We start from the raw sequence: 20,852 nt of genomic DNA, 5'->3' as shown, positions 1-20,852 counted from the left end.
CCATGGCCGTCGAGACGATGGAACCCGCCGACACCCAGGGCGTCCGCGTCGAAGAGATGGTCGTCGTCCGCGAAAACGGCGTCGAACTCCTCAGCCAGTGGCCCGTCGACGAAATCACCACCATCGACTACTGACCCCGTCCCCGTCCCGGGGCTTCTTCTCGTCCGTACGCTACACCAGTTTCAGGTAGATGTGTTCGTCGTGGGGTTCGTCGCCGATGGTGGTCGTGGCGCGCTGGACGAGTTCGAACCCGAGCGCCGAGTAGAACTCGTTGCCCGGTTCGTTCTCCGCGAGCACCATCGCCTCGACGCGCTCGACGCCTGCGGTGGAGAACTCGTCGATGGAGTACTCGACGAGGGCGCGCCCGGCACCCTTCCCCCGGTGGTCCGGGTCGACGTACACGCGGAGGAGCGTCCCCGTCTCGTCGTCGACGATGCCGTGGGCGAAGCCGACTACCTCGTCGTCCTCGCAGGCGACGAGGAGTCGAACGTCGGCGGCAGTGGCGTCGTGTTCGAGTTGGCCGGTCGAGTACCAGTCGTGGACCGCCTCGCGGGCGCTCTCCCGGGTGAGTATCGCCGGGTAGTCGTGGTCCCAGGAGCGCTCTGCGACCCGCTGGATGGCGGCCACGTCGTCGACCGTCGCGTGCCGGTAATCCATGTGGGAAGGTACCACGTTCGAACGTATCACTGTTCCCCTGCACTATCCAGACAGGAGCGCTCCCGGCGAGACCCGCGGTCAGTCAGCGTCGGAACTGACGACGTAGATTCCGACGGTCATAACCGCTCCGCCGAGGAGGAACCCGGGCCCGACGCGCTCGTCGAGCAGCAGCACGCCGAGACCGATGCCGACGACCGGCTGGACGAAGAAGAACACCGAGGCGGTGCCTACCGGGTCGCCTCGGGGTCGAGCAGTTTCGATTCGGCCTTCCTGAGGTGCTCCAGGAGGGTGGTCTTGGCCACGCCGACCTCATCGGCGAGTTCGCGCGTCGAGATGGCGCGGGGCCACTCGTAGTAGCCGCGCTGGCGGGCGTGTTCGAACACCTCGCGCTGGCTCTCGGTCAGCGTGTCCATCCGCCACTGGTCGGCCAGCGGCGAGTCGTACGACGTGATGCTCGCCACCTCGATGTCGGCCCCGCTGGCGTCGCGGACCGAGTCGAGGGACTGTTCGACCTCGTTCCGCGTTCCGGCGAACACCACCTGCCAGTACTCCCGGCCACCCTCGATGTGACACGGGGCGTTGTGGACGAACCCGTTCTCGAGCAGCGTCGGACAGATCATGTCGTTCGGGTCGTAGTCGAGGAAGAACTCGCGGGCGACGTTCCCCGGGGTGCTGGTCTGGCCGGCGTAGTCGAACCGCTCCTGTAGTTCGAGCACCTCGCCAGTCAGTTCCGACTCGCCGACGACCGACAGCAGGGACTCGACCTCGTCGGTAGTGTCGCCGTACGCGGTGAACAGGCCACGGACGGGTTCGGAGTTCTGTCCGGCCGGCCCGTCGTAGATAGCGTGCGCGATGATGCCACCGGATACCTGGTCGGTCGACTCACACGCCCAGCAGTTCGGGTGCCAGAGGTCGAGGGTCAACCTCGTGCCCTGGACGGAGTGAGTGTCGTTTCCCGCGTTCTCCGTGCTCATGAGTTGGTCGTATGGGCGCAGACAGCATGACTATGTTGACAAACGTTGCCAACCCGGCAATACTTGAACGGTCATGCCGGTTGCCAGCCGCGGGGCGAGTCGTTCAACCGGCCACAGCCGTCCGCCGTGACGACGACGAGGTCTTCGATTCTCACGCCGAACTCCTCCGGGAGGTAGATGCCGGGTTCGACCGAGAACACCATGCCCGGTTCGAGTTCGGTCCCGTCGCCCTCGACGACGTACGGCGGTTCATGTACGTCCAGGCCGACGCCGTGGCCCGTCCGGTGGACGAAGCGGTCGCCGTAGCCCGCCTCCTCGACGACCGCCCTGGCGGCCCGGTCGACCGACTCCGCGGTGACGCCCGGTTCGACCGCGTCGACGCCGGCATCCAGGGCCTCACGGACGACATCGTGGACGCGCTCGAACTCGTCGGGGGGGTCGCCGGCGAAGACGACGGTCCGGGTCTGGTCGCCGGGATAGTGGTCGACGTACGCGCCGAAGTCGAGGACGACCGGGTCGCCACGGCGAATCTCACGGTCGCCGTGGGCGTGGTGGGGCATCGCCCCGTTCGGCCCGGACCCGACGATGACGTCGAACGCCAGTCGGTCGCCACCGGCCTCGAGCAGTCGGGACTCTATCTCCGCCGCGAGTTCGCGCTCGGTCCACCCGACGACCGTCTCGCCCAGCGCACGGACCGCCACGCTGACCTCGTCGGCGACGGCGGCGGCGCGACGCAGTCGTTCGACCTCCGTCTCGTCCTTCCGGAGTCGAAGGTCGTCGAACACCGCACTCACCAGGCCGAACGTCGCCCACGGCATCGCGGCTTCGAGGTCCTGCGTGAACAGCGCCCACATCCGGTCGTCGACGAGGACGTGCGCGCCGGAGGCGACGCCGAGGTCCGAGACCACGGACTCGACGGCGTCGACGGGGTCGTCGCCGTCGGCCCACGTCCGCACGTCGTCGACCCACGACTCGGTCCGGACCTGGGTCTCGTACAGTTCCGGGACGAGGAACGCGGGGTCGCCGTCTGCCGGGACGAAGCAGAACAGGTGCCGTTCCTGGGGGTCCTCGTGGAAGCCGGTCGCGTAGTAGAGGTTCGTACTGGGGAACAGGACCGCGAGGTCGGCGTTCGTCGCTCGAAGGCGCTCCTGGCAGGCACGCGTTCGTCGCTCGAAGTCGTCCATGGTTCGCCGTTCGGGCGAGGGGGTGAAGTACCTCCCGTGTGTTCGGTCGGCGACGTGACCGGGTCGGACCACGCTACTGGAACAGGCCCGCACCGCCGATTTGAGAAGCATTTTCACTGCGCCGAGGGTACCCACGTCCATGAAACTGGGAACCGGGTTGTTCACCTGTCAGCGCCGACCTGACGACGGCCGGTCGACGACCGAGATATACGACGAGATGCTCGAACTCGGTCGGACCGTCGACGAGGCCGGCCTGGACAGCGTCTGGGTGTCCGAGCACCACTTCACCGAGGACGAGTACCTGCCGGGAACGATGCCCTCCCTGGCCGCCCTGGCGACCGAGACGGAGGACGTCGAGATCGGGACCTGCATCGCGCTGGCCCCGCTGTACGACGGCGTGCGACTGGCCGAGGACGCCGCGACCATCGACCACCTCTCGCACGACCGACTCACGCTGGGACTGGCCATCGGGTCGAACCCCGGCGAGTTCGAGGCCTTCGGCGTCCCCCAGGACGAGCGCGTCGAACGACTGACCGACCAGGTGAACCTGCTCCGGGCGGCCTGGTCGGCGGGCCCCCTCGAGTACGACGCAGAGTTCCACGACATCGACGCGAGCGTGACCGTCACCCCGAAACCGGTCGACGACGACGTCCCCATCATGCTCGGTGGCGGGGCGAAACCGGCCGTCCGTCGGGCCGCCCGCACCGCCGACGCGTGGTGTGCCCCGTCGAAGATATCGCTCGGCGGCCTGACGAAGCGGGTCGAGGACATCCGGAGCGTCCGCGAGGAGGAGGGCATCGAGGGCGACTTCGAGATATACCTGCTCAAGCACGGCTTCGTCGGTGACTCCCGGGAGGAGGCGTGGGAGGCGATGAAGCCGGGGTACTTCTACATCCAGCGCCGGTACGCCGAGATATTCTCCGGCGAGTCGGTCGACGAACTGCCGGCCGAACGGAAGCAGGAACTGAAGGAGCAGGCCATCTTCGGCACGCCCGAGCAGGTCACCGAGGAGTTGCACCGGTATCGCGACGCCCTCGGCGACGACGTCCACTTCATCCTCCGGACGTACCACCCCGGCATCGGGACGGACACGATGGCCGAGTGCATCAGGCGCCTCGGCGACGAAGTGGCCCCGGAGATTCGCTGACCGGCGCTACCGGGGACGCCCCCGTCACTCGACCCGAGGGACCTCGAACCCGAACGAGAGGTCGTCCGCCTCCCGTGCCGTCCGGAGTACGGTCTCGACGAACGCCGTCTTGCCGATCGAGTAGGCCTCGAGGTCGTCGTGCTCGGCGGCGAGGTCGCGCTTCAGGCGCTCGTACTCGTCGCACAGACCGGACCGCGCCCGGAGGACGTCCCTGGTCGCGACGCTCGTCTTCCAGCCGTCGTCAGAGCGACCGAACACGTGGACGTTGAAGCGCTGTCCGTCGTGGCACCGGGCGACGGGGTTCCAGCCGTCGCCGTTGTCGTAGCGCGTCCCGCCGAGTCGCGTCTCGACTGCGGACGCCACGTCGACGACGGTGCCGTCGCCGACCACGAGGTCCACGTCCACGACGTCCTTCGCGGCGAGGTCGGGGACGGCGGTCGAACCGACGTGCTCGATTCGGTGGACGCGGTCGTCGAGGTCCGCAGCGTCGAGCGCGTCCCGGAGTCGTGTTCGTTCGGCCTCGAACCGGTCGGTCCACTCGGCGTACCGCGACTCGACCAGTTCGACCGCGTCCGCTTCGAGGTCGACCACCGGAGGACGGAGTCGGCGGAGCCACTTCACTGTCGGTGAGACCTGCTAGCGTTCGACAGCCAACACAACTACCGTCCCTCGGGTCCGTAGGTCGACCATGGGCTTTCACACGTTCCCCACCGACCGCGCGGAGGCGCTCGAAGACGATTCGAGGTACCGGTTCTGTTCGCGCGAGGAACTCGTCGCGGCGCTGTCTCTGTCCGGCGACGAGACGGTCGCCGACCTCGGTTCCGGGACCGGGTTCTACACCGACGACGTCGCGCCGTTCGCGGCGACGGTCTACGCCGTCGACGTCCAGCCGGAGATGCACGACATCTACCGCGAGAAGGGCCTCCCCGGGAACGTCGACCCGGTGACCGCCAGCATCGACGACCTGCCGTTCGACGACGACGCACTCGACGCTGCCTACTCCACGATGACGTACCACGAGTACGCCGGCGAGGGGGCACTCGCCGAACTGCGCAGGGTCCTCGCCCCGGGTGGCAGACTCGTCACCGTCGACTGGACGGCGACGGGCGACGGCGAGTCGGGGCCGCCGGTGACGGAACGGTTCTCCCTCGACGACGCCGTCGAGCATCACGAGGACGCGGGGTTCGCCGTCGACACGGCGTCGACGCGCCCCGAGACGTTCTTGCTCACCGCGAGCCTGGAGTGACCATTCGTCCAGAAATCTTGCCGATGCGTGTTTAAGGAATGCATATATTCTCATGATATCTATCCAGATTATGGGAAAGCGCTTTATCTTGTGAACGGGTAACACACTACTGTGATGGTACGAAACGACCCATACACGCCGACGCGCACCCTGTACGAGTGCGTGCGATGCGGCAGACGATTCGATTCCCCGAGTGCCACCTGCGACGCGCCCCTGTGCGGGGGCGAGGTTCGGAACCTCGCGGTGGCCCGGGAGTGAGACCACCGACCTGCCCACACCGTCCCTCCTGAATCCCGTCCCCTTCTCACGGTTTCATCCGCAACGACCCGCGACCGGTCCGCATCGTCTCCACGCATCGTGTCGAATCGCAGGACAGATACGGCCCGTCGAACCCGTCGAGGTGTGGCGGGCGTGGTACTTCGGTGGTCCCGTCGACCGGGTTCGTCGCTCCACGTGCCGTCCGTCGAGTCGCCGTGTCGGCGTGAGCAACAGCGGAGTCAGAAGTCGGGAAGGTCCTCTGGCGGTTCGTAATCCGTCTCCCAGTCGATATACTCGTCCTTCAACACGTCACACACGATCTGCCCTAATTCGGTCAATCCAGCGTTGATGGACGAGACAGCGCCCCACGAATCCAGATCCGGATGAAAGTCCCTCTCCTTCCAATCTTCCGGAATCCCCGGTGCGTGATACCCCACGCGACCAGCGAACGAATCCCAGAAGAAGTCGAACCCACGGATCAACTCCAGGTCCCGAACGATTCCGAACTCCCGTTCGTCGAGAGTCGTGTCTGCTGCCCACTGCTCGAAGGCTTCGTTCCACGCTCCCGCTTCGAGAAGCGCCTCTAATTCGTCCCGCCTGTAGTCTGTCTCTCCTACTATCTCGGCATCGTCGTACTGATTCGGGTCTATCGCCTCCAGTTCCGGTGGATCGGGCGGGTCGACGTTCAGGCTCATACCTGGAGGTAGAGTCACGGGTGAGATAAACGTGGCTACGGTCACACACGACCTCCGCGAGAGATGGCCGTCGGGCCGGTCCGGCGCGCTCGCCGCGCCGCGCGCTGACCCCGAGGTCGGCGAGGGACTGGTTCGTCCCGCCGCGCCTGCACCCGGGTCTCGCGTTTGGAACAGAAGTTTGGGCCACCGATAGAGTTAAATAAATACTTAGTAAACATAAAATATATACCACTCCGGTTAGTTATACCTCTCCGTGAGTCGAGATATAGACCGGAGACGGGTGATGCAGCTGTTGACCGGGTCGGCAGCCGGGTTTGGCGCGATTCCCGGTCTCACGGCAGCGTCAGACGACGCCGTGGAGACGACCGGGCTGTCCGACGACGTGGAGACGACCGAGTTGTCCGATGGAGAAGCGAGGAGACAGGCTGGCCGAGCGATGGGAACCGGTCCAGTCCGAGAGATGCGCAAGTTCCTGAACGAGCGGAGCGGTGTGACGATCGACCCGAGCGAGTTCTCGGGGTCGCGTGTAGATCCGGATGCCATCCCACACGAGTTCGTCTCACTCCACAGTTCACCGCAAGACGGCGTGACGTTCGGTATCAACGTATTCGAGCAAACGGCAACGGTCAACGTGTACTTCGAGGACACCGGATACACTTCGAACCCGTCCATCGTCGGGGACGACCTGACGTCCACCGCGGTCGAAACCGATGCCAACGTGCTGACCTCGATGGAGTGGAAGGAGGCAGGGGTACGGACGACCGCGAGCTTCCCGAGCAGGGACTGCGACCTCAGTGGCACCTTCGATACTGGTGGCCCCGCCTGCCTCGCCATCAGCGCTCTCGGTGCGATCGGGAGCGGAATCCTGTTCGTCATCCCGGAGCCGGGGACGACGGCCGTCGGCACGGTCGGAATCCTGAGTGTCCTCAGCGGTTCGTGCACGATCGCAGAGGCCATCGACTACTTCCTGGCACCGGAGTGCAACTTCACCGAGATTGGGATGTGCCTTCAGTACAACTGCTGGCTGGACCCGTTGGTCGGCGTCTGGTGTGAGGTGGACGCATACGTTTATCCGGTCTGTTGAACGACGTATCTACATGAAGAAGAAGAACCTGGCGGCCATGATCGGTGTTATCGGCGGCAGTCTCGCGACCGTCCAGTTCTTCGTCGAACCCGGAGCACTGCCAGTGCAGCCGGCGGTCGTCTCGGCGGTCGGTGGCACATTGCTGCTCGTCGCGGGGATTATCCTGTTCAGCATGCTCTGGCGTGGCGAAGTTCGGAAGTCGCCGGAGCAGTAGGCGCCGGCCGAACCGAGACGCCCCGACTTCCGGGGCCGGTTAGAGGGTGCCGTCGGCGCCCATCGCCCGGACCGCGTCGGCCCGGTCGTGGATGGCCGCCAGTTCGTCGTCGTCCTTCCGGTCGAGGTGGTGGTACATCAGCCCCATCCGGGGGTTCGACCTGAGACGGTCCTCGTGCCGGTCGAGGAACGCCCAGTAGAGCGCGTTGAACGGGCAGGCGTCCTCGCCCGTCGTCTCGTCGGGGTCGTACCGGCAGTCGCCGCAGAAGTCGCTCGTGCGCTGGACGTAGTTCGCCGAGGAGACGTACGGCTTGGTCGAGAGCACGTCGCTGGCGAACGACCCCATACCGACGACGTTCGGCGTCGTGACCCAGTGGTAGGCGTCGACGAACCCGAAGTGGAACCAGCGGTTCAGTTCCCGAGGGTCGGCCCCGTACAGAGTCGCGAAGTTCGAGAGCACCATCAGGCGCTCGATGTGATGGGCGTATCCCCGTTTCCGGACGTGGCCAACGCACTCTGAGAGACACCGCATCTCGGCATCCCCGGTATAGTAGGCCGTCGGCAGGTCGCGGTCGTGGCCGAACTGGTTCGCGGTCGCGAGGTCGGGCATCGACCGCCGGTAGACGTGCCGGACGAACTCCCGCCAGCCGAGGACCTGCCGGACGAACCCCTCGACGCTGGGCAACGGCGCGTCGCCGGCCTCGTAGGCGTCGATGGCCGCCTCGATGCACTCGCGGGGGTGGAGCAGCCCGAGGTTCAGCGCCGGCGACAGCAGGGCGTGGTTCAGCAACCACGACCGCTGGACCATGGCGTCCTGGTACGGGCCGAACGACGGCAACCTGTCGGCGACGAACGAGTCGAGCGCTTCGAGTGACTCCTCCCGGGTCACCGGCCAGGCGAACGGTTCGGCGTCGTCGCCCGCCCAGGGGTCGAACTCGTCGTGGACCCACTCGACGACGGCCCGGGTCGTCTCGTCCGGGTGGAACGTCGGTGGGTCGGGGAACCGGTACTCCGGTCCGGGGAACTCGCGGTTCTGCTCGTCGAAGTTCCACTCGTCGCCGACGGGGTCGTCGCCGTCCATCAGGTAGCCCGTCCGACGGCGCTGCCAGCGGTAGAACGACTCGTGGACGAACGTGTCGTCGTCGCCGGCCCACTCGTCGAAGTCGCCGACGGAACAGCAGAACAGGTCGCTCTCGACAACGTCGAGCGACCCACCCGCCGACGCGACGAGCGCCCGAATCCGGTCCGGAGCACCGTCGCTCGCGGGCGCCATCGTCACAAGCGACTGGTCGGGGTAGTCGTCGAGGTGCGCCCGGACGCCGGCCTCGAACGTCTCGACGTGACGGTAGTCCACCTCGTGCCCCAGTGATCGCAACCGGTCGCGGAAGTGTCGCATGGCGGCGAACACTCCAACCAGCTTGTGGGGATGGTACGGCAGTCGCCGTGCGAACCTCGTCGCCTCGACGAGCAGGACGGGTTCGGCCCCCGGTTCGAGGTCCCCGAGCGGCCCAGCGTCGGTCGAGAGCTGGTCGCCAAGCACCCAGACTGTCATGGTCGTAGTTCGACCGTGAGAAACATAAGCACGGCTCTGGCCTGGTGCCTGCCGGCGGCCGGTGACGGCGACGCCGGCGGTCACGCCCTCGCCAGCGCGTAGAACACCAGGACGAGACCGACCACGTCGACGACCTGTCGGAGGGTTTCGAGTCCGACGTCGACGCCGGCCGACCGTCCCGCCGCCAGCAACAGCAGGAAGTTCGCCGTCCCGAGGAGCGCGATGCCGGCGGCGAGGTACAGCATCGCGTCGCTGTCGTTCCGCCGGTACCCCCGGTACGCCTGGTACACCACGAGGGTGCTTACGAGCACCCCCACGGCCGCGACGACCGACCGAAGGAGGACGACGTCGCTCATCGGGGCACCTCGCTAGCCGTCGGTCCGAACCGGTCGGTGGTGGTCGGGTCAGTCGGTTGCATAGATAGAGTAGAGGACGACGCCCAGTCCGACGAGACGGACCAGCGCGGTGACCGTCAGGACGACGTCCGTCTCGACGACTGCCGCGGTCGAGAGCGCGATGTTGGTCAGTTTCGGGACGACGACGACGAGCAACAGCCCGACGCTCAGTGCGAGGAGTCGGGTGCTCCGCGTCCGCCTGTAGCCGACGTAGGCCCGGTAGGCGATGACGCCCGCGAGGGCCACCGAGACGAACACGCCGGTGAAGAGTGCGAGGACGAGCACCGCCGGACCGCCGGTCGTGGTTATCCCTGCCATCTCATCTCAACTCCTCGAACAGGCTGGTGAAGCGGTCGGCCGGGTCCGTCTCACGTTCGACGTCGACGACGAACTCGCCGTCGTCGAGTTCGATGGTGACGCGCCGGAGCGTCGCGCTGTACACCTCGTAGTGGTGGCCGTCGGGGTCCAGTTCTTGCTCTGCCTCGACCAGGTCGTGTTCCCGGAGCCGGTCGATCCGACGGTAGATGGTCGGCGGCGACGCGTCACACCGTTCCGATAGCTCCGAGGCCGACATCGGCCGGGTACTCGTGTGGACGAGGATGCTACGTGCGTAGTCGTCCTCCAGGAGGGCGGCTACGTCCACGAGCAACTCGTCGCTCATCAGTCACGTTCTCGCCGCCACACCCATATAAAAGGCACCAGAGTCTCTCGGTCTGAAAGCGGACCGCGGTTTATATCGGCTTCGGGAGTGTCGGACTGAACACAGATGGCAGCCATCGAGACGCACGCCCTGACGAAGCGGTTCGGCGACGTCCTCGCCGTCGACGCCCTGGACCTCGAGGTACGGGAGGGAGAGATTTTCGGGTTCCTCGGGCCGAACGGTGCCGGCAAGTCGACGACCATCAACATGTTGCTCGACTTCCACCGTCCGACGAGCGGTTCGGCCACGGTCCTGGGCGTCGACGCCCAGACGGAGACCGACGAGATTCGACGACGGACCGGCGTCCTCCCGGAGGGGCTCGAACTGTACGACCGGCTCACCGCCCGCGAACACCTCGAACTCTGCGTGGAGATGAAAGACGCGGCCGACGACCCGGCCGCCGTCCTCGACCGCGTCGGCCTCGCCGAGGCGGCCGACCGCAAGGCCGGCGGGTTCTCGACGGGGATGTCCCAGCGACTCGCCCTCGGGATGGCGCTCGTCGGCGACCCCGACCTCGTCGTCCTCGACGAACCCTCCTCCGGACTCGACCCGAACGGCATCCAGCACATGCGGGAACTGCTCCGCGAGGAGGCCGCTGGCGGGACGACCGTGTTCTTCTCCAGCCACATCCTCTCCGAGGTCGAGGCGGTCTGTGACCGGGTCGGCATCATGAGCGACGGGGAACTCGTCACCGTCGACACCATCGACAACCTCAGGAAGCGCTCCGGCGACGCGGGCGACGTCACACTGACCGTCGAGTCGATTCCCGAGGACCTCAGACTGGCCGTCATAGACGACGTGACCGACGTGCGCGTCGACGAGGACGACCACGAGATCCGCGCCTACTGCCACACCGGCGAGGCGAAGATGGACGTCATCCGTCACGTCGACCGCGCCGCGACGGTGACGAACGTCGTCGCCACGGAGACGTCGCTGGAGGAACTGTTCAACAAGTACACCGGCGGCGGTCGCGACGGCCTCGACGACGACCAGCGCGAACTCGCCGAGGAGCAGGAGGTGACGGCATGAGTTCTCTCGGACGGTGCCCACCGCCCGACGGCCGAACGCTCACCAGCGTGGGGTGGTTCGCGTGAGCCTGCGGGGCGTCGTAAGGAAGGACTTCCTCGACGTGCGACGCGCGAAACTCGTCTGGGGCGTCGGCCTCCTCTACACCCTGTTCACCGTCCTGTTCTTCTACGGGACCGGGTCGGGGCCGAACGCGGGCGCGCTGACGGACCAGTTGTTCGGGATGGCCGGCATCGCAATCCTCGTCGTTCCGCTGATAGCGCTCGTGGCGGCCTACCTCTCGGTCGCGGGCGAACGGGAGTCGGGCAGTCTCAAGTTCCTGCTCTCGTACCCGAACAGCCGGCTCGACGTCGTACTGGGCAAACTCATCGCCCGGTCGGCGGTGGTCAGCGCAGCGATACTCGTCGCGTTCGTCGTCGGTCTCGGACTGGGATTCTACTACTTCCATACTGTCGACCTCGTCGTCTACGCCGGGTTCGTCCTGATGACGCTCGTCTTCACGCTGGTATACGTCAGCATCGCCGTCGGCATCTCCGCGGCCACCAGTTCCCGGTCCCGGGCGATGGGCGCAGCCATCGGGACGTGGTTCGTGCTGAACGTGTTCTGGAACGCCTTCCCCATCCAGCCGCGGACCATCGTCCAGTTCGTCGCCGACCAGCTCGGCGTCGAGGTGGCGAACACGACCCTCGAGTTCGTCAGTTCGCTGAGTCCGACCGCGGCGTACCTGATAGCGCTCGACTTCGTGTTGCAGCAGAACCCAGCGACCGGCAAGGGGTTCCAGGGAGCGACCCGACCGGACGCCTGGTTCCTCGAACCCTGGTTCATGCTGGTCATCCTCGCGTTCTGGTTCACCGTCCCCCTCGCGCTCGGGTACTGGCGGTTCGAGCGCGCAGACCTGGGCTGACGGTCGGTGCGTCACCCCCTGTGACGGGATGACAGATGGGCGAAACGACTTTTTCGGACCCCGACGTCGGCGGACCCATGGACGACTTCGTGGCTCCCCCGCCCGTCGAACCCGGCGACTCCGTCGCCGTCGTCGCGCCGGCATCGAACTCTGCAGCCGAGTTTCCCCACGTGTACGAACTCGGCCTCTCCCGGATGCGCGAGGAGTTCGACCTCGAACCGGTCGAGTACCCGACGGCGACGAAGGACGCGGAGTGGCTCTACGACAACCCCGAGGCCCGGGCACAGGACGTGATGGACGCCTTCCGCGACCCGGACGTCTCGGCCGTCGTCGCCAACATCGGGGGGAACGACCAGATTCGGATGCTGAAGCACCTCGACCCCGACGTGCTCCGGGAGCACCCGACGCGGTTCTACGGGTGGTCGGACAACACCAACCTCGCCCTGTTCCTCTGGAACCTCGGCATCGTCTCGTACTACGGCGGGTCGACCCTGCTGGAGTACGCGATGGACGGCGAGATGTTCGACTACACCGTCGAGTACCTCGGTCGCGCCCTGTTCGACGACGCCGTCGGCGAGTGGGAGGCGGCCGACCGCTTCACCGACCAGGCCGGGAACTGGGTCGACCCCCGGTCCCTCGAGTTCCCACGCGAGGTCGAACCGGCCGACGGTCGGACCTGGACCGGCGGCGACGACACGGTCGAGGGGCGCATCTGGGGCGGGTGCTGGGAGATACTCGACCAGTGGTTCGTCCAGGACGAGTGGCTCCCGTCGGTCGACGACCTCGACGGCTGCATACTCGCGGTAGAGACGAGCGAGGAGATTCCCCACCCTGGGATGGTCGCGGGGTGGTTCCGCGCGCTGGGCGAACGGGGCTACCTGCGAGCGTTCGACGGCGTCCTCGTCGGGCGTGCTACCGCACGGAACCACACCGAGGCGGGCGACAACCCTCGCCACCGCCGGGTCGAGTACCGCGAACAGCAGCGCGAGGCCATCGAGTCGGTCGTGGCCGAGTACAACCCCGACGCGCCCGTCGTCTTCGACTGCGAGTTCGGCCACACGTACCCGACGTGTCCCATCCCCATCGGCGGCGAGGCCCGCATCGACCCGGGGAACGAGACGCTGACCCTGTCGTAGGCCGCCCGCCGCCGCGGTTCAATCTTCCTTCCCGTTCACGGCCGCGTCGTAGAGTTCCTGCCCGCGTTCGGTCTCGATGGTCAACTCCTCGGGCACCGGCGTCGGGTCGCCGTCGTCGTCGATGGCGACGAACACCATGTACGACTCCGTCGTTAGTTCCGTCTCGCCCGACAGGGGGTCCTCGCGGAACACCCTGACGCGGGTCTGGACGCTCGTCCGGCCGTGGTCGAAGACGTAGGCCTTCACGAGCGCCACGTCGGCCTGGGGGATGGGCCGCCGGAAGTTGGTCTGGTCCATCCGGGCGGTGACGCAGGTCTCGCCGGCGTAGCGCATCGCCGACATCGCCGCGACCTCGTCCATCCACTTCATCACGTTGCCACCGTGGGCCGCGCCGAGGTTGTTCGCGTCGTTCGGGTTGACGATGACGCGGTTCTCGATGTACGTGTCGGTCAGGCTCGGCATGGTCGCCGGTTCCCGCCCCGGCCGCAATAGCCTACCGGGTCGGCGACGCACCCGCCCGACGTCGACGAACCCCTTTTGCCGTGGGCGGTCGAACCGACGCCCGATGGTCAACTTCCCGCCCGAGTTCTGCCCGTACTGTGGCGCCGAACTCGGCACGGTGACGCACCAGGGGGAGCCGTTGCTGTTCTGTGACCCGTGCGACCGGCCGATCTTCCACAACCCGGTTCCGGGCACGGGCGTCGTCGTCGTCGACGACGACCGACTCCTGCTGGTGGAGCGCGCGACCGGAGCGACCGCCGGCGACTGGATGGTTCCCGGTGGTCACGTCGAACTGGGCGAACACCCACACGAAACCGCCGCCCGCGAACTCGAAGAGGAGACCGGACTGGTCGTCGACCCCGCCGACCTGGCACTGTTCCTCGCCCGGACCAGCGAGCCGGAGCCCGGCAAGGAGGTCCTCTCGGTGGAGTACGTCGTCGACCGGTCCGCGACGACCGGCGAACTGGCCGCCGCCACGGACGCGGCCGACGCCCGGTTCTGGACGCCCGGAGCGCTCGCGGCAGCTGACGAGACGCTCCGGCCGAACCACGCCGACCGCTTCGGCACGGCGGACCTCGCGTGGCTCCTCGACGAGGCGACGGCGACACTCGACGGCACGTCGAGCCACCCGTAACGCGAGGGACGGGGACACAGGCCTGCGGTTTCGGCGTCGCGAGTGGTCTCCGACAACCGTATAGGGTGTGAGCCAGAAGCGAGGCGTAATGAGTGATTCAGTCGCGCCCCCTGCTCCGGAGCCGCCCGACCCACCGGGCGAGGGGGAGGGGTCCGTCACCGTCGTCGGGACGGCCCACGTCTCCGAGCACAGCGTCGAGGAGGTCCGCGACACCATCGCCGAGGAACGTCCGGACGTCGTCGCCGTCGAACTCGACGAGGGGCGGTACAAGCAGATGCGCGGCGAGACGCCCGAGGACATCGAACCGCGCGACCTGCTGGAGGGGAACACCGTCTTCCAGTTCATCGCGTACTGGATGCTCTCGTACGTCCAGACGCAACTCGGCGAGAAGTTCGACATCGAACCCGGCGCCGACATGCTGGCGGCCATCGAGGCCGCCGAGGAACACGGACTCGGCGTCGCGCTCGTCGACCGGGACATCCAGGTGACCATCCAGCGCTTCTGGAAGCGGATGACCACCGGCGAGAAGGTCGCGATGATGTCCGGACTGCTGTTCGGCGTCGCCGACGCACTGGTCGTCGGCGTCACCGCCGGTCTGTTCCTCGGACTGTTCCTCGGACCGCTGGCCGGCCTCCTCGGCCCGGCGCTGTTCGACGTGTCGCCGACCACCCTGCAGGCGGTCGCTGGCGGTGGGGCGATCGGCCTCGTCGGCGCATACCTCCTCTGGGAACTCGGTCTCCAGAGCATGCGGGAGGACCAGGCGATCGCACTCGGGGCCATCGGCGGCCTGACCGTCGGAGCCGCCGCCGCCGTCGCGGGCGTCGCGAACGGGGTCGTCGGAGGACTGCTCTCCGGCCTCGGCCTCGCCGTCGTCGCCGGACTGTTCGGTGGCGTCCTCGCCGGACTCGGCCTCGGCGGGATACTCGGCCTCCTGCTCTCGGTCGTCGGGTACGACGCCGACCAGGCGGAGGACTACGAGGAGTTCGACATCGACGACCTCACCGACGCCGACGTGGTGACCGCGATGATGGAGGAGTTCCGCCAGTTCTCCCCCGGCGGCGCGCAGGCGCTCATCGACGAGCGCGACGCCTACATCGCGCACAACCTCGTCGCCCTGCGCGAACAGGGCTACTCGGTCGTCGCCGTCGTCGGTGCCGGCCACCGCGAGGGTATCGAACGGTACCTCGCGAACCCGGGGACGCTCCCGTCGATGGCGTCCCTGCAGGGGACCGACCGTGGGCGGCGCTTCTCCGTGTTCAAGGCGCTGCTCTACCTGCTGACGCTGGGCTACCTCGCGTTCTTCGGCCTGCTCGTGATGGCCGGCGTCGGCGACCTGTTCCTCCTGAAACTGTTCGGGGCCTGGTTCCTCTACAACGGCATCTTCGCGTTCTCGCTGGCGAAACTGGTCGGCGCACGCTGGACCAGCGCCGGCGTCGGCGGCGCCATCGCGTGGCTCACCAGCCTCAACCCGCTGCTCGCCCCGGGGTGGTTCGCGGGCTACATGGAACTCCGCAGGGACCCCGTCAACGTCGGTGACATCGCCACGCTGAACGAGATACTCGGCGACGAGGAGAGCCCGCTCGGGGACGTCCTCGGGCGGATGTTCACCGTCCCCCTGTTCAAACTCATCATGGTCGTCGCCGCGACGAACATCGGGAGCATCCTCGCGAGCGTCAGTTTCCCCGTCGTGGTGCTGCCCTGGCTCGCGCCGGACCGCATCGACACGGTCGACGAACTGATGGCCATACTGGTCCGTGGGGCCCAGAACAGCGTCGACGTCATCGTGGGGCTCCTATGAGTCGCGCGACCATCAGCCTCGGCCAGCACGAACTGCGCGACCTCCTCGCGGCGTGGATAGCCCTCTCGTTCGCGTTCGCGTTGCTGTTCTTCCGGGGGGCCTTCCAGCCCGGCGGGTCGAGCCTGACCGCGTCGCTGCCGTTCGCCGTCGGCGTCTGTGCGGTCACCGCCGGCGTCGCCTTCCTGCTCCACGAACTCGCCCACAAGTTCGTCGCGATGCACTTCGGCTACCCGGCGGCGTTCAAGGCCGACTACAACATGCTGCTGCTCGCCATCTTCAGCGCGATGGTCGGCTTCCTGTTCGCCGCACCGGGCGCCGTCTACCACCCACGGACCGGCCCGAAGGAGAGCGGTCTCATCGCTCTCGCCGGCCCGGCGACGAACGTCGCGCTGCTCGCGGTCTTCTACCCGCTGTACCTGTTCGGCGGCGTGCTCGGCCTCGTCGGCTTCCTCGGCGTGTGGATAAACGCCTTCCTCGCCGGGTTCAACATGATTCCGTACGGCCCGCTCGACGGCCGGAAGGTGTGGGACTGGAACAGGCCGGTCTACCTCGTCTCCTTTGCCGTCTGTGGGTCGCTGGCGGCGGGCGCGTTCCTCGGGTTCCTGCCCTGAAGCTACTTCAGCGTCACCCACGTCAGGAACAGCAGGGCGACGAACTGCATCCCCCGGAGGACGGCGACGGCCTGCTGGACGGTCTGGGAGTTGCCGTAGAACATCTCCATGCTGAAGAAGAAGTACAGCGCCGTCGCGTTCTCCAGCAGCATGACCACCGCGAAGGCGACGAGGCCGAGTACCAGCGGTGTCCGGAACGTCCGGTAGTTCCTGAGCCAGACGGCCGTCAGGACCGCCAGTAGTACGACGTTGATGCCCGCGAACGTGCTCGCGATTGCGAGTGTCTGGTCCATCGCCATCCTCGATCACTCCATGTGGTCTGTTATCTCCTCGAAGGTCGCCCGGTTGTGTTCGAACCGGTCGGTGATGAAGTACATCGCGCCGTAGTCCTCACCGCCCTTCTCCAGGACGTCGTGTTCGAGGAGTACGTCCAGGTGATGCCTGACGGTGTTGTAGTCCACGCCGACGTCCTCGGCGAGCTGGTTGGCGTTGCGCGGGCGTTCGTCGAGCGACCGGATGATGCGGACCCGGTTCTCGCCACCGCGCGTGCCAACCAGCAGGTACCACAACGCCTTCTCCATCTCTCCGTGGCCTGACTGTTTCCGTGGGGCTATTTAGTGACACCGTTACGCACGGACGGTCCGCGACACCCAGCCCGTTGCGCCGCTGGGGAACGGGTTCGAATCCGCCTCGGGTTGTAGCGTGCCTGTTCCGTCCGTCGCCCTGACGACGACCTCGTGGGTCCCGTCGCCGGCGAACTCGTACCGCCACTGCCGCCACACGTCCTCGCCGGGGAGCGGTTCCGAGAGTTCGGCGTCGGCCCAGGTGTCGCCGCCGTCGGTCGACACCTCGACGCGCTGGATGCCCCGTGTCCCGGCGTAGGCGTGGCCGGCGACCTCGACGGTGCCGTCGTCGCCGTGGTTAACCGCGTGTAGCTTGGCGACGGTGTTGACCGGTCCGGTACCGTGCCAGCCGCGTTCCTCCCAGTAGCCCAGTTGCTCCTCGTCGAGCAGTTCGAACTCGGTGACCCACTTGACGTTTATCTCGCCCCAGTGACCGGGGACGAGCAAGCGGGCGGGCCTGCCGTGGCCGCGAGGGAGCGTCTCGCCGTTCATGCCGTAGGCGAGGAAGCCCCGTTCGAGCGCCTCGACCGGGAACACCTGGTAGTAGCCGTCGGCGGCGTACACCTTGACGCACCCACACCGACCCGAGGGGTCGGCCCGGTCGACGAGGGACCGGATTGGGACCCCGGTCCAGAGTGCGGTGTCCATCTTGTGTCCGTTCAGCGATTCGCCGACGCACCGGAGCGTGACGAACCGGTGTTCGGGGTCCATCGCGGTGAGGTCGTCGTAGTCGATGCGCACCTCCTCGGCGACCTGTCCGGTGATGGAGAGCGACCAGTCCCCGGGGTCGAGGTCGGGGTCGAACGTGCTGATGTCGACCTCGTAGAACTCCTCGTTGGTGCTGAGAAGCCCCGTCAGGCCGGCTATCGGGAGCGTCCGTGTCTCCGCCAGTGCGAGCAGGTCGGCGATTCGGCCGTCGTCGGGCAGTCCACGCCGGACCGGTTCGGGTTCCGTCCCGGTCCGAGTGCCGACGAGCGTCGCCAGGCCAGCGTATCCCAGCGTCGCCACGGCGAGTTCGAGGAGTCTGCGTCGACCCCGGTCGGTACCTCCGGCCGCGGTCGACCCGTCGACGTCGACGTCGACGGACGGGCGGCCATCGACCGCGACGGCCGCGATTCCGACCACGGCCACGGCAGAGGCGGCACCGACGAGGGCCGGACCGGTCGCTCCGGTCGGGACAAACAGGCCGCCGAAGACGAGGAGGGCGGTCAGTGCGAGCGTCAACGGGAGACCGCCGACAGCGTGGCCAGCACGGGTCGCGATCAGGGTCGCTGCTCCGAGGCCGGCGACGACGATGGCGACGGAGAGGCCGACGTGCAGTGCGTGGCCGGCCGAGCCGAGGTTCTCGATGGCGAAGGTGACCAGGGGTGCGGGTGTGTTCTCGACGACGACGGCGTCGACGGGTGCGACGACGAACGCGTCGCGTGACCAGCCGGCGACCGCGAACGCCCCCGCGACGGCAGCGATGCCTGCCAGTACAGCGGCGAGGACGTCTCGTTCGAGGGGTCGGGTCGTTCGGTCTGCCATCTACGGGTGACTGGAGGCGACGTGCGGGTAAAACCGTTTTTCGAACTCGGACCAGAATCGTTCTAGAATTGCCCCCAGACCGGTGGGCTTTTGCGCGTTCCCGGTGCCCAGTCTCGTATGAGCGAGGACGAGGGCGAGGAACTCACCTACGCCGACGCGGGGGTCGACATCGAGGAGAGCGAGGCCGCGACGGCGGCGCTGTTGAACGCCGTCGGGAACGTCGTCGACACCGAGTACGCGGGGTTGCTCGACATCGGCGAGCAGTACCTTGCGCTGGCGACCGACGGCGTCGGGACGAAACTGCTCGTCGCCGAGGCGCTGGGCGACTACTCGACCGTGGGCATCGACTGCATGGCCATGAACGCGAACGACCTCGTGGCCGCCGGGGTCGAACCCGTCGCGTTCGTCGACTACCTCGCCGTCGACGAACCGAGTGAGACGTTCGCCGAACAGGTGGGCGAAGGACTCGCCGAGGCGGCAGAGCGCGCCGACGTGGCGCTGCTGGGCGGCGAGACGGCCGTCATGCCGGACGTCGTCTCCGGACTGGACCTCGCGGGCACCTGTGCGGGACTGGCCCCGAAGGACGCGGTGTTCGACGGCGAGGCCCGGGCCGGCGACGCGCTCGTCGCGTGGCCGTCGTCTGGCATCCACTCGAACGGTCTGACGCTGGCGCGGACCGCCGTCCAGCGCGAGTTCGACTACGACGACCCGTTCCCGCCGGACCCCGACCGGACCGTCGGCGAGGTGCTCCTCGAACCGACGCGCATCTACACCGACCTGCTCGGTCCGATGCGCGAACACGGCGTCAACGCCGCCGCACACGTCACCGGTGGCGGGTGGACGAACCTGCTCCGGATGGGCGAGTTCGAGTACGACGTGACCGACCCGTTCGGCGCACAGGCCGTCTTCGGACTGGTGCAGGACCTCGGGAACGTCTCGCCCGAGGAGATGTACCGGACGTTCAACATGGGAACCGGGTTCGTCGCCGCCGTGCCCGAAGAACGGGCCGGGGCACTGGCCGCGGCCACCGACGACGGGAGAGTCGTCGGGACCGTCGGCGAGGGCGATTCGGTCGAGATCCGCGGCCTCTCACTCTCCTGAGCGCGAGGTGTTCGAGGGCGGCGAATCCGAGTCGCCGCTGGACGACCGTACCTTCCGCAGGACGTAGGCGCGTGCCGCACCACCCCCGACGACGAGCGCCGCCCCGAGTCCGAGCACCGGGAGCGTCGCACCGATGATGGCGGGCGTGAGGTCGCCCATGACTGCCAGTTCGTACAGCACTACCAGAACCCCGACGATGATTGCGGCCCCGGCGACGTCTTTCGTGGTGTCATCTGAGACCATGACCAGCGATTACCATCGGAGGGTAATAGCTTTCGGTGGTCGGAGCGGCGCGCTCGACACCTCAGCCCGTCGGCTACCCCAGTCGGGCCGCGATGTCGGCCTCGGTGATGATGCCGACGGTCTCGCCACCCTCGGTGACCATCACGGCCTTGTAGTGGTCGAGGAGGTTGCTCACCTCTTCGAGCGTGGCGTCCTCCGAGACGGTGGGAAACGACTCGCTCATGAACTCGCGGACCGGTTCGCCCCGTGCCTCCTCGTCGACGTGGACGAGGTCGGACTGGCTGATGCTACCGACGGGGATGCCGTCCTTGATGACCGCGAGTTGCGAGTACGCCTCGCGCTCCATCGCCTGGACGGCGTCGCTGACGGTGTCCTCCGGTGCGACGCTGATGACCTCCTCGTGCATGAGGTCGCCCGCGCGAACGATGTCCCCCTCGGCCTGGTCGAGGGCGTTGACGATGCGCCGGAGGGTCGACAGTCGCGGGTCCACGTCGTTCCCCTCGATGCGTGCGATGAGCGGTTGCGAGACGTCTGCGGCCGCCGCGAGTTCGCTCTGGGTCAACCCCAGTTCGTTGCGGCGCTCGCGCAGGTCGGCGGGAGTGGGCAGTTCCATAGCAGTGAATAACTAAAGGTTATAAAATAA

The 20,852-nt window shown here is 67.3% G+C and carries 28 protein-coding genes and 1 pseudogene; 13 read left to right on the top strand and 16 right to left on the bottom strand.

The genetic code is table 11. The annotated features are described in order from the left end of the window. A pseudogene (locus ACSC1W_RS11880) lies at positions 1–134 on the top strand (aminopeptidase P family protein); the annotation flags it as partial. Between the two features lie 37 nt (positions 135–171). On the opposite strand, the gene ACSC1W_RS11875 reads toward ACSC1W_RS11880, so the two are convergent. The 4 genes from ACSC1W_RS11875 to ACSC1W_RS11860 form a co-directional block, all read right to left on the bottom strand. Beyond that, complete coding sequence (locus ACSC1W_RS11875) at positions 172–657, bottom strand: GNAT family N-acetyltransferase (RefSeq protein WP_435347665.1); 486 nt, start codon at positions 655–657, stop codon at positions 172–174. A gap of 78 nt (positions 658–735) precedes the next feature. Next, entirely contained in the window at positions 736–873 is a 138-nt protein-coding gene (locus ACSC1W_RS11870) for a hypothetical protein (RefSeq protein ID WP_435347664.1), read from the bottom strand. An 11-nt stretch (positions 874–884) separates the two neighbouring features. Continuing rightward, positions 885–1,631 (bottom strand): helix-turn-helix domain-containing protein, encoded by a 747-nt coding sequence (locus ACSC1W_RS11865; RefSeq protein ID WP_435347663.1) that lies wholly within the window; start codon positions 1,629–1,631, stop codon positions 885–887. A 71-nt stretch (positions 1,632–1,702) separates the two neighbouring features. Next, on the bottom strand, positions 1,703–2,815 hold the full coding sequence (locus ACSC1W_RS11860; protein ID WP_435347662.1) for a M24 family metallopeptidase: 1,113 nt from the start codon (positions 2,813–2,815) through the stop codon (positions 1,703–1,705). A 139-nt stretch (positions 2,816–2,954) separates the two neighbouring features. Between ACSC1W_RS11860 and ACSC1W_RS11855 the strand changes: the two genes are divergently transcribed. Further along, on the top strand, positions 2,955–3,962 hold the full coding sequence (locus ACSC1W_RS11855; RefSeq protein WP_435347661.1) for an LLM class flavin-dependent oxidoreductase: 1,008 nt from the start codon (positions 2,955–2,957) through the stop codon (positions 3,960–3,962). Between the two features lie 24 nt (positions 3,963–3,986). Here the strand turns inward: ACSC1W_RS11855 and ACSC1W_RS11850 are convergent, their stop codons facing one another. Next, positions 3,987–4,553, bottom strand: coding sequence for a GrpB family protein (locus tag ACSC1W_RS11850; protein WP_435347660.1), 567 nt, complete (start codon positions 4,551–4,553; stop codon positions 3,987–3,989). A 97-nt stretch (positions 4,554–4,650) separates the two neighbouring features. Here ACSC1W_RS11850 and ACSC1W_RS11845 point away from each other — a divergent pair, with 97 nt between their 5' ends. Together ACSC1W_RS11845 and ACSC1W_RS11840 are read left to right on the top strand one after the other, a co-directional pair. Then, a complete protein-coding gene (locus ACSC1W_RS11845; RefSeq protein WP_435347659.1) occupies positions 4,651–5,208 on the top strand; it encodes a class I SAM-dependent methyltransferase in 558 nt (185 codons plus the stop codon). Positions 5,209–5,322: 114 nt separating this feature from the next. After that, complete coding sequence (locus ACSC1W_RS11840) at positions 5,323–5,466, top strand: rubrerythrin-like domain-containing protein (protein WP_435347658.1); 144 nt, start codon at positions 5,323–5,325, stop codon at positions 5,464–5,466. 239 nt (positions 5,467–5,705) lie between these two features. On the opposite strand, the gene ACSC1W_RS11835 is transcribed toward ACSC1W_RS11840, so the two are convergent. Further along, on the bottom strand, positions 5,706–6,161 hold the full coding sequence (locus tag ACSC1W_RS11835) for a DUF7992 family protein (protein ID WP_435347657.1): 456 nt from the start codon (positions 6,159–6,161) through the stop codon (positions 5,706–5,708). A gap of 253 nt (positions 6,162–6,414) precedes the next feature. Between ACSC1W_RS11835 and ACSC1W_RS11830 the strand changes: the two genes are divergently transcribed. Together ACSC1W_RS11830 and ACSC1W_RS11825 are read left to right on the top strand one after the other, a co-directional pair. Then, entirely contained in the window at positions 6,415–7,245 is an 831-nt protein-coding gene (locus ACSC1W_RS11830; RefSeq protein ID WP_435347656.1) for a hypothetical protein, read from the top strand. Positions 7,246–7,258: 13 nt separating this feature from the next. Continuing rightward, positions 7,259–7,459, top strand: coding sequence for a hypothetical protein (locus ACSC1W_RS11825; RefSeq protein ID WP_435347655.1), 201 nt, complete (start codon positions 7,259–7,261; stop codon positions 7,457–7,459). A 39-nt stretch (positions 7,460–7,498) separates the two neighbouring features. Here the strand turns inward: ACSC1W_RS11825 and ACSC1W_RS11820 are convergent, their stop codons facing one another. From ACSC1W_RS11820 to ACSC1W_RS11805, 4 genes are all read right to left on the bottom strand, one after another. Further along, positions 7,499–9,010, bottom strand: coding sequence for a cryptochrome/photolyase family protein (locus tag ACSC1W_RS11820; RefSeq protein ID WP_435347654.1), 1,512 nt, complete (start codon positions 9,008–9,010; stop codon positions 7,499–7,501). Positions 9,011–9,090: 80 nt separating this feature from the next. Further along, positions 9,091–9,366, bottom strand: coding sequence for a DUF7521 family protein (locus ACSC1W_RS11815; RefSeq protein ID WP_435347653.1), 276 nt, complete (start codon positions 9,364–9,366; stop codon positions 9,091–9,093). A gap of 48 nt (positions 9,367–9,414) precedes the next feature. Continuing rightward, positions 9,415–9,723, bottom strand: coding sequence for a DUF7521 family protein (locus tag ACSC1W_RS11810; RefSeq protein ID WP_435347652.1), 309 nt, complete (start codon positions 9,721–9,723; stop codon positions 9,415–9,417). Between the two features lies 1 nt (position 9,724). Continuing rightward, a complete protein-coding gene (locus tag ACSC1W_RS11805; RefSeq protein ID WP_435347651.1) occupies positions 9,725–10,066 on the bottom strand; it encodes an ArsR/SmtB family transcription factor in 342 nt (113 codons plus the stop codon). 105 nt (positions 10,067–10,171) lie between these two features. On the opposite strand from ACSC1W_RS11805, the gene ACSC1W_RS11800 reads away from it, so the two are divergent. The 3 genes from ACSC1W_RS11800 (at position 10,172) to ACSC1W_RS11790 (ending at position 13,171) form a co-directional block, all read left to right on the top strand. Further along, positions 10,172–11,134 (top strand): ABC transporter ATP-binding protein, encoded by a 963-nt coding sequence (locus tag ACSC1W_RS11800; RefSeq protein ID WP_435347650.1) that lies wholly within the window; start codon positions 10,172–10,174, stop codon positions 11,132–11,134. Between the two features lie 61 nt (positions 11,135–11,195). Continuing rightward, complete coding sequence (locus tag ACSC1W_RS11795) at positions 11,196–12,035, top strand: ABC transporter permease (RefSeq protein ID WP_435347649.1); 840 nt, start codon at positions 11,196–11,198, stop codon at positions 12,033–12,035. Positions 12,036–12,112: 77 nt separating this feature from the next. Then, positions 12,113–13,171 (top strand): S66 family peptidase, encoded by a 1,059-nt coding sequence (locus tag ACSC1W_RS11790; protein ID WP_435347648.1) that lies wholly within the window; start codon positions 12,113–12,115, stop codon positions 13,169–13,171. An 18-nt stretch (positions 13,172–13,189) separates the two neighbouring features. Here ACSC1W_RS11790 and ACSC1W_RS11785 read toward each other — a convergent pair whose 3' ends face one another. Further along, on the bottom strand, positions 13,190–13,633 hold the full coding sequence (locus ACSC1W_RS11785; protein WP_435347647.1) for an acyl-CoA thioesterase: 444 nt from the start codon (positions 13,631–13,633) through the stop codon (positions 13,190–13,192). 103 nt (positions 13,634–13,736) lie between these two features. Here ACSC1W_RS11785 and ACSC1W_RS11780 point away from each other — a divergent pair, with 103 nt between their 5' ends. From ACSC1W_RS11780 to ACSC1W_RS11770, 3 genes are all read left to right on the top strand, one after another. Beyond that, the gene (locus ACSC1W_RS11780) at positions 13,737–14,306 is read left to right on the top strand and encodes an NUDIX hydrolase (protein WP_435347646.1); all 570 of its coding nucleotides are present in this window, start codon (positions 13,737–13,739) and stop codon (positions 14,304–14,306) included. 88 nt (positions 14,307–14,394) lie between these two features. Continuing rightward, a complete protein-coding gene (locus tag ACSC1W_RS11775) occupies positions 14,395–16,104 on the top strand; it encodes a TraB/GumN family protein (protein WP_435347645.1) in 1,710 nt (569 codons plus the stop codon). Beyond that, a complete protein-coding gene (locus ACSC1W_RS11770; protein WP_435347644.1) occupies positions 16,101–16,715 on the top strand; it encodes a zinc metalloprotease in 615 nt (204 codons plus the stop codon). Before ACSC1W_RS11775 ends, ACSC1W_RS11770 begins: the two co-directional genes overlap by 4 nt. 2 nt (positions 16,716–16,717) lie before the next feature. Here ACSC1W_RS11770 and ACSC1W_RS11765 read toward each other — a convergent pair whose 3' ends face one another. The 3 genes from ACSC1W_RS11765 to ACSC1W_RS11755 are packed head-to-tail and all read right to left on the bottom strand — an operon-like array spanning position 16,718 to position 18,865. Further along, positions 16,718–17,008 (bottom strand): DUF8036 family membrane protein, encoded by a 291-nt coding sequence (locus ACSC1W_RS11765; protein ID WP_435347643.1) that lies wholly within the window; start codon positions 17,006–17,008, stop codon positions 16,718–16,720. Between the two features lie 12 nt (positions 17,009–17,020). Further along, the gene (locus ACSC1W_RS11760) at positions 17,021–17,296 is read right to left on the bottom strand and encodes a winged helix-turn-helix domain-containing protein (RefSeq protein ID WP_435347642.1); all 276 of its coding nucleotides are present in this window, start codon (positions 17,294–17,296) and stop codon (positions 17,021–17,023) included. A 45-nt stretch (positions 17,297–17,341) separates the two neighbouring features. Continuing rightward, complete coding sequence (locus tag ACSC1W_RS11755; RefSeq protein WP_435347641.1) at positions 17,342–18,865, bottom strand: molybdopterin-dependent oxidoreductase; 1,524 nt, start codon at positions 18,863–18,865, stop codon at positions 17,342–17,344. A 117-nt stretch (positions 18,866–18,982) separates the two neighbouring features. Here ACSC1W_RS11755 and purM point away from each other — a divergent pair, with 117 nt between their 5' ends. After that, positions 18,983–19,966 (top strand): phosphoribosylformylglycinamidine cyclo-ligase, encoded by a 984-nt coding sequence (purM, locus tag ACSC1W_RS11750; RefSeq protein ID WP_435347640.1) that lies wholly within the window; start codon positions 18,983–18,985, stop codon positions 19,964–19,966. On the opposite strand, the gene ACSC1W_RS11745 is transcribed toward purM, so the two are convergent. Then, positions 19,955–20,209: a hypothetical protein gene (locus ACSC1W_RS11745; protein ID WP_435347639.1), complete on the bottom strand. Its 255-nt coding sequence runs from the start codon at positions 20,207–20,209 to the stop codon at positions 19,955–19,957. The two genes, purM and ACSC1W_RS11745, sit on opposite strands and share 12 nt — an antisense overlap. Before the next feature lie 73 nt (positions 20,210–20,282). Continuing rightward, a complete protein-coding gene (locus ACSC1W_RS11740) occupies positions 20,283–20,822 on the bottom strand; it encodes a CBS domain-containing protein (protein WP_435347638.1) in 540 nt (179 codons plus the stop codon). Positions 20,823–20,852: the final 30 nt, after the last annotated feature.

The organism is Haloarchaeobius marinus (genome assembly GCF_051207415.1).
In the GTDB taxonomy this organism is placed as follows: Archaea; Halobacteriota; Halobacteria; order Halobacteriales; family Natrialbaceae; genus Haloarchaeobius.
This window is presented reverse-complemented; position numbering and strand designations above follow the sequence as displayed.

Bases quoted from the DNA above. Each gene is read 5' to 3' on its own strand.
- ACSC1W_RS11875 (WP_435347665.1), bottom strand. From the start codon at position 657: ATGGATTACCGGCACGCGACGGTCGACGACGTGGCCGCCATCCAGCGG.
- ACSC1W_RS11865 (WP_435347663.1), bottom strand. From the start codon at position 1,631: ATGAGCACGGAGAACGCGGGAAACGACACTCACTCCGTCCAGGGCACG.
- ACSC1W_RS11860 (WP_435347662.1), bottom strand. From the start codon at position 2,815: ATGGACGACTTCGAGCGACGAACGCGTGCCTGCCAGGAGCGCCTTCGA.
- ACSC1W_RS11855 (WP_435347661.1), top strand. From the start codon at position 2,955: ATGAAACTGGGAACCGGGTTGTTCACCTGTCAGCGCCGACCTGACGAC.
- ACSC1W_RS11845 (WP_435347659.1), top strand. From the start codon at position 4,651: ATGGGCTTTCACACGTTCCCCACCGACCGCGCGGAGGCGCTCGAAGAC.
- ACSC1W_RS11840 (WP_435347658.1), top strand. From the start codon at position 5,323: ATGGTACGAAACGACCCATACACGCCGACGCGCACCCTGTACGAGTGC.
- ACSC1W_RS11835 (WP_435347657.1), bottom strand. From the start codon at position 6,161: ATGAGCCTGAACGTCGACCCGCCCGATCCACCGGAACTGGAGGCGATA.
- ACSC1W_RS11825 (WP_435347655.1), top strand. From the start codon at position 7,259: ATGAAGAAGAAGAACCTGGCGGCCATGATCGGTGTTATCGGCGGCAGT.
- ACSC1W_RS11820 (WP_435347654.1), bottom strand. From the start codon at position 9,010: ATGACAGTCTGGGTGCTTGGCGACCAGCTCTCGACCGACGCTGGGCCG.
- ACSC1W_RS11815 (WP_435347653.1), bottom strand. From the start codon at position 9,366: ATGAGCGACGTCGTCCTCCTTCGGTCGGTCGTCGCGGCCGTGGGGGTG.
- ACSC1W_RS11810 (WP_435347652.1), bottom strand. From the start codon at position 9,723: ATGGCAGGGATAACCACGACCGGCGGTCCGGCGGTGCTCGTCCTCGCA.
- ACSC1W_RS11805 (WP_435347651.1), bottom strand. From the start codon at position 10,066: ATGAGCGACGAGTTGCTCGTGGACGTAGCCGCCCTCCTGGAGGACGAC.
- ACSC1W_RS11800 (WP_435347650.1), top strand. From the start codon at position 10,172: ATGGCAGCCATCGAGACGCACGCCCTGACGAAGCGGTTCGGCGACGTC.
- ACSC1W_RS11790 (WP_435347648.1), top strand. From the start codon at position 12,113: ATGGACGACTTCGTGGCTCCCCCGCCCGTCGAACCCGGCGACTCCGTC.
- ACSC1W_RS11785 (WP_435347647.1), bottom strand. From the start codon at position 13,633: ATGCCGAGCCTGACCGACACGTACATCGAGAACCGCGTCATCGTCAAC.
- ACSC1W_RS11780 (WP_435347646.1), top strand. From the start codon at position 13,737: ATGGTCAACTTCCCGCCCGAGTTCTGCCCGTACTGTGGCGCCGAACTC.
- ACSC1W_RS11775 (WP_435347645.1), top strand. From the start codon at position 14,395: ATGAGTGATTCAGTCGCGCCCCCTGCTCCGGAGCCGCCCGACCCACCG.
- ACSC1W_RS11770 (WP_435347644.1), top strand. From the start codon at position 16,101: ATGAGTCGCGCGACCATCAGCCTCGGCCAGCACGAACTGCGCGACCTC.
- ACSC1W_RS11765 (WP_435347643.1), bottom strand. From the start codon at position 17,008: ATGGACCAGACACTCGCAATCGCGAGCACGTTCGCGGGCATCAACGTC.
- ACSC1W_RS11760 (WP_435347642.1), bottom strand. From the start codon at position 17,296: ATGGAGAAGGCGTTGTGGTACCTGCTGGTTGGCACGCGCGGTGGCGAG.
- ACSC1W_RS11755 (WP_435347641.1), bottom strand. From the start codon at position 18,865: ATGGCAGACCGAACGACCCGACCCCTCGAACGAGACGTCCTCGCCGCT.
- purM (WP_435347640.1), top strand. From the start codon at position 18,983: ATGAGCGAGGACGAGGGCGAGGAACTCACCTACGCCGACGCGGGGGTC.
- ACSC1W_RS11745 (WP_435347639.1), bottom strand. From the start codon at position 20,209: ATGGTCTCAGATGACACCACGAAAGACGTCGCCGGGGCCGCAATCATC.
- ACSC1W_RS11740 (WP_435347638.1), bottom strand. From the start codon at position 20,822: ATGGAACTGCCCACTCCCGCCGACCTGCGCGAGCGCCGCAACGAACTG.